The following is a 2,765-nucleotide window of genomic DNA, read 5'->3' as shown; positions in this document are numbered from 1 at the left end:
GCCGCAGATGGCCGCATACGTGAAGCCGAATTGCGCCTGCTGGAGGAAATCCGCTACGAGCTGAACCTCGATCGCCTGCATGCCGCGGCCATCGAAAGAGGTGCCCGGGCACGCCACATGACCTGAGGTGAAACCCCGGCGGTCATGCCCCGTAAAGCGTGCTCCACCGTTCGATAAGCTCCTGCTGAACCCGTTTCGCCCGGGCATTCCAACCACGTGCCCCGGGCGGGCGTTCGCGCTCCTCCCGGCTGATCTGCGCGCGTTCCTTGGCGTCGGCGGCGAAAATGGCAAAGGCCAGTTCCTTGCCGTCCTCGGCCACCATATACCCCGCGAGGCCCGAGACGAAGTTGAGCGTTCCGGTCTTCGCCGCGACCTTGATCGGGTGGTTTCCATCCGGGCGGCCACGGCTGTCGCGCAGCCGGATGGATTTCAGGATCGGGCGCAGCCCTTCTCCGCGCGCCTCCAGCAAGGCCGTCACCATGTCAGAAGCGGTCAGGCGGCTGTCGTCGCTCAGCCCCGAATGGTCAGCCATCCGGGGGCCGATCAGGCCATAGTTCGCCATTGCCCATTTGTTCATCTCTTCCGCCGAGGCCCGTAGCGAAGCAAGCTCCGGCACACGCTTTTTCGACGCGGCCATCCCTACCATCTCTGCGGTGAGGTTGGTGGACCACTTGAGCATGTCCTTCAGGATACCGCGCAAATCCCCGCTGCGCTGCGTGACCAGCACCTTCGCATCCTGCGGCAGCGTCGGAGTGATTTTCGGCGCGCCGAGGACGATCCCGTTTGACCGGGCGAGCGTGGCAAAGACGTCCCCCGCATAGAGCCCGGGCTTGCGCACCGGTAACCAGCGCGCGCCTCCGTTGCCCAAGGCCCGCCGGGCCACCGTCCATTCGTCACGCAGGCCAGCGTCGGCGTAGGTATAGACCGGCGCCTTGCGATCGATCACACGCATCTGCGCCATTTGAACGCCCGGGCGGTACTTGGCGGAGCGGCCTTCCATGCTGACGTCATAGCCGTCTCCGCCGCGTTTCCATTCGAAATGCACCCGGTTGTAGTTCAGCGCGATGCCCGACACCGAAGGATTGTAACCCACGTGGTCGGGCTGTTCGGGGTCGATCATCGCCTCTACCGGCAGGGCAGCCTGGTAGACCAGGAAATCGCCTTTCACGCCGATGATCCCGGCCTCTTTCAGGTTCGCGGCCATGGTGCCCAGGGCATCGGTATCCAGCGTCGGATCCCCGCCTCCGGCAAGGATCAGATCCCCCTGAATCTCCCCTCCGGTTACACCGCCCGTAGCCAGCAGACGCGTCTCGAACCTGTGATCCGGCCCGAGGATATCGAGGGCATAGAGCGCGGTCAGCGCCTTGGCCACACTGGCCGGCGGCGTGCCTTCCTGTGCGTTGGACTGCTCCAGCCGCGCCCCGGTGCCAACCTCCGCCACGGCAAAGGCGACCTCTCCGGAAAGGTTCTGGCCACGAATGATCTGATCCGGTTCAGGGACATTGCGGCGTGAAAGGTCCTCCCCCCGCAGAACGGGCCGCAGGGATGAAGTGGGCGGTTCAGCCGCAGCGGCGCGCACGGCAATAAGGGAGGCAGCGCCCCCCAAGAGAAAACGACGGGTAACATTCCTAGACATGAGTCTCATTTAAACCGCGCGCAGGGGGTGTCCACAAGCAGTCTCAAATCACATTTCGCTGTCCGATGCGCCATGATAACCGACATCGATGAAATCCGCTGTTCCGATCATGTTTCTCGCGATGTCGCTGATTCCCGCCGGGGACAGCGCGGGTAAAATATTGACGTCGGCATTCGGGGTCTCTCCGCTTTTCGTGGCCTGGTCCCGCTTTGTGCTGGGAACGTTGCTCGTCCTTCCCTTCATCCCGTCCGGCACGCTCCGCCTGCTGCGCGACCCCCGTATCTGGGTGCGTGCAGCAATGCTGGCGGGGGGCATCAGCTGCATTCAGACCGCATTGAAAACCGAAGAGGTCGCATCAGTCTTTGCCGCATTCTTCATCGGGCCGCTTGTCAGCTATGTGCTTGCAGTGATTTTCCTGCGGGAAACCGTCACGCCCCTGCGCAGCCTGCTCGTCGCACTCGGTTTCGTGGGCGTTTTGGTTGTGGTCCGCCCCGGCATCCAGTTCTCAATCGGCCTTATGTGGGCGCTCGCGGCGGGCACCTTCTACGGGATATACCTGACCATGTCGCGCTGGCTGGGCGGGCTGGGGCATCCGCTGTCGCTGACCTTCACCCAACTGGCGATTCCCACGCTGCTGCTTTTGCCGGTGGGGCTGTGGCAACTGCCGCCGGTCACCGCCCCCATCGCGGCGCTGACATTGGCGAGCGCCGCCTTTTCCATGCTGGGCAACCTGCTGCTGCTCTACGCCTATCGGGTCGCGTCGGCGACGCAGGTGGCACCGCTTGTCTATTTCCAACTCGTGGCCGCCGTCGGTCTTGGCTGGCTCATCTTCGGCGACTGGCCCGACGCCTTCACCTGGATCGGCCTCGGCATCATCCTGACCGCCGGGCTCGCTTCGGCGCGGCTGCGTTCATCCTAGTCCCATTGCCCGGCGGCACGGATCGCAGTGGACGACGCGTCGGTCATCGCCACATTCACGAAACACCACGCCGGGGCCTTGGCCTGCGCCAAGAGCTGCGACTGGCTCCCCGGGATGCGGTAGCGGGCATAAAGCGCCGATGCGCGGCTCATCCGGGCCGATATGCGCTGCCCGGGCCGGGCGAGAACACCTACCGGGACCGCCTCCATG

General features: G+C 64.5%; 2 protein-coding genes and 2 pseudogenes. 2 read left to right on the top strand and 2 right to left on the bottom strand.

What is annotated here, in order from left to right; translation table 11 throughout:
* Positions 1-126 (top strand): annotated as a pseudogene (locus tag A3728_RS13430) (2-dehydro-3-deoxyphosphooctonate aldolase); the annotation flags it as partial.
* A 16-nt stretch (positions 127-142) separates the two neighbouring features.
* Here the strand turns inward: A3728_RS13430 and dacB are convergent.
* A complete protein-coding gene (gene dacB / locus A3728_RS13425; RefSeq protein ID WP_067924654.1) occupies positions 143-1,636 on the bottom strand; it encodes a D-alanyl-D-alanine carboxypeptidase/D-alanyl-D-alanine endopeptidase in 1,494 nt (497 codons plus the stop codon).
* 88 nt (positions 1,637-1,724) lie between these two features.
* Here dacB and A3728_RS13420 point away from each other — a divergent pair, with 88 nt between their 5' ends.
* Positions 1,725-2,555 (top strand): DMT family transporter, encoded by an 831-nt coding sequence (locus tag A3728_RS13420; RefSeq protein WP_067924651.1) that lies wholly within the window; start codon positions 1,725-1,727, stop codon positions 2,553-2,555.
* On the opposite strand, the pseudogene A3728_RS13415 reads toward A3728_RS13420, so the two are convergent.
* Positions 2,552-2,765 (bottom strand): annotated as a pseudogene (locus A3728_RS13415) (nicotinic acid mononucleotide adenylyltransferase); the annotation flags it as partial. The gene A3728_RS13420 and the pseudogene A3728_RS13415 overlap by 4 nt on opposite strands.

The organism is Sulfitobacter sp. HI0040 (genome assembly GCF_001634885.1).
Taxonomy (GTDB): Bacteria; Pseudomonadota; Alphaproteobacteria; order Rhodobacterales; family Rhodobacteraceae; genus Sulfitobacter.
This window is presented reverse-complemented; position numbering and strand designations above follow the sequence as displayed.